Annotated in this window: 1 protein-coding gene; it reads right to left on the bottom strand. The window is 55.7% G+C overall.

Annotated elements, in window-relative coordinates; genetic code table 11:
• Position 1: 1 nt before the first annotated feature.
• A partial coding sequence (locus tag ACTHUE_RS17060; protein ID WP_440424040.1) for a DNA topoisomerase IV subunit B occupies positions 2-1,968 on the bottom strand: 1,967 nt, incomplete at its 5' end.

The raw sequence follows: 1,968 nt of genomic DNA on the forward strand, positions 1-1,968 counted from the left end.
ATTAGATATCCAATTCTGCCGTATCGCCTTCTTTTTCCATCCATGCGCGGCGGGCGGCGGCTTCGCCTTTGCCCATCAGTTTGACGAAGATATCGCGTGTTTCGTCATCTGCACCTTCTGGGATTTGCACCTGCAACAGACGGCGGGTGTCGGGGTGCATGGTGGTGTCTTTGAGCTGATCGGGGTTCATCTCGCCCAAGCCTTTGAAACGGCTGATAGAATAAGCAGTTTCTTTAACGCCTTCTTTTTGCAGTCGCTCTAAAATGCTGTCGAGTTCGTTTTGGTCGAGGGCGTAGAATTTGCGGGCAGGTTTGCTCTTACCTTGTGCGTTGACATCGACGCGGAACAGCGGCGGCTGGGCGACGTAGATGTGTCCGTCGGCAACCAGTTTCGGGAAGTGGCGGTAGAACAGGGTCAACAGCAAAACTTGAATATGCGAGCCGTCCACGTCGGCATCGGACAGGATGGCGATTTTGCCGTAGCGCAGGCCGCTTAAGTCGGGATTATCATTGATTCCATGCGGATCAACGCCGATGGCAACGGAAATATCATGGATTTCGGCGTTGCCGAAGAGTTGGTCGGGGTGGACTTCAAAGCTGTTGAGCACTTTGCCGCGCAGGGGCAGGATGGCTTGTGTGGCTTTATCGCGGGCAAGTTTGGCGGAGCCGCCGGCGGAATCGCCTTCGACGAGGAAGAGTTCGTTTTCGCGGATATCTTCGCTTTCGCAGTCGGTCAGTTTGCCGGGCAGGACGGCGACGCCGCTGCCTTTTTTCTTTTCGATTTTTTTAACCGAACGCATCCGCGCCTGTGCCTGACGGATGGCGAGTTCGGCGATTTTTTTGCCGAAGTCTACGTTTTGGTTCAGCCACAATTCCAAAGGGTCGCCCGATACGGCGGCAACAAGTTTCAGCGCGTCGCGGTTGGTTAGTTTGTCTTTGGTTTGACCTTGGAACTGCGGGTCGAGGACGCGGGCAGAGAGGACGAAGGCGGTTTTGCTGAACACGTCGTCGCTTTGCACTTTCACGCCGCGCGGCAAGAGGTTGTGTAGATTGATGAAGTTGTTTACGGCGTTGAACACGGCTTGTTTCAAGCCTGCTTCATGAGTACCGCCCAGAGGGGTGGGAATCAGGTTGACATAGCTTTCGTTGGCGCATGAGCCTTCTTCCAGCCAAGTCAGGGCAAAGGCGGCGCCTTCGCCGATGCTGAAATCGCCGTTGTGGCCGTCTGAAATGTAGTTTTCGCAGGAGAAGATAGGTACGGCTTCTTGTGCGTCGGCAATCAGGTCGGTCAGATAGCTTTTCAGGCCGTCCGGATAGTGCCAAGTTTGGGTGTGCGCTTCATCCTCGCCTTTGACCGGACGGGTCAGGGAAACGCGCACGCCGGGCAGCAATACGGCTTTGGCGCGCAGCAGGCGTTCGAGTTCGGGAATGCTGTAATTTGGGCTTTCAAAATATTTGCCGTCCGGCCACACGCGCACTTCGGTACCGCTGTCTTTGACGGCGCATTTGCCCACTTCTGTCAAAGGCTCGATGACGTCGCCACCGGAAAAGACGATGCGGTGGACTTTACCTTCGCGTTTGACTGTTACTTCAAGGCGGGTGGAAAGGGCATTGGTAACAGATACGCCGACGCCGTGCAGGCCGCCTGAAAAGGCATACGCGCTGCCGCCGTCTTTTTTATTGAACTTGCCGCCTGCGTGCAGACGGGTAAACACGAGTTCGACTACGGGTACGCCTTCTTCAGGGTGCAGGCCGACGGGAATACCGCGACCGTTATCACGGACGGAAAGCGAACCGTCTTCATGAATTTGCACGTCGATTGCAGTCGCGAAACCGCCCAATGCCTCGTCCGCCGCGTTATCAATCACTTCCTGACAGATATGGGTCGGGCTGTCGGTACGGGTGTACATACCGGGACGTTCTTTGACCGGCTCCAAGCCTTTGAGGACGGTAATGCTGGATTCGCTGT

The organism is Neisseria sp. P0021.S005, from assembly GCF_051956955.1.